Raw genomic sequence first — 584 nt, forward strand, 5'->3', positions numbered from 1 at the left:
CCCCACGGTAGTCCGTCCCGCACCGATTGTCCGCCGCACCGGCTGCCCGCCGCGCGCCCGGGCGTGACCTAGGCTGAGGGGCATGGCGCATTTCGTGATCATGGGGGTGGGGCGCGTCGGCGTGATGGTCGCCCACACCCTCGAGGACTCCGGGCACACCGTGGCGGTGATCGACCAGGACGACCGCGCCTTCCGGAGGCTGCGCAAGTCCTTCGAGGGCAAGAAGGTCACCGGCCTCGGCTTCGACCAGGAGGTGCTGCGCCGGGCCGGGATCGAGGAGGCCTACGCCTTCGCGGCCGTCTCGAGCGGGGACAACTCCAACATCATCGCGGCGCGCGTGGCGCGCGAGACGTTCAAGGTCCGCCACGTGGTGGCCCGCATCTACGACCCCTCCCGGGCGGAGTTCTACCAGCGGCTGGGGATCCCCACCGTCGCCGCCGTGCGCTGGAGCGCCGACCAGGCGCTGCGCCGGATCCTGCCCGAGCAGACGATCACGGCCGACTTCCGCGAGGCCTCGGGACGGCTGCAGCTCGGCGAGCTGTCCCTGGACGCCTCGTGGTCCGGGCTGCACCTGGACGCGATCC

The 584-nt window shown here is 72.3% G+C and carries 1 protein-coding gene; it reads left to right on the plus strand.

Annotation, left to right across the window (positions count from 1 at the left end; genetic code table 11):
* Positions 1–82: 82 nt before the first annotated feature.
* The coding region (locus RF646_RS13365) for a TrkA family potassium uptake protein (RefSeq protein WP_368836239.1) at positions 83–584 on the plus strand (502 nt) is incomplete at its 3' end.

The organism is Kocuria sp. CPCC 205261 (genome assembly GCF_040981025.1).
Classification (GTDB): Bacteria; Actinomycetota; Actinomycetes; order Actinomycetales; family Micrococcaceae; genus Kocuria; species Kocuria marina.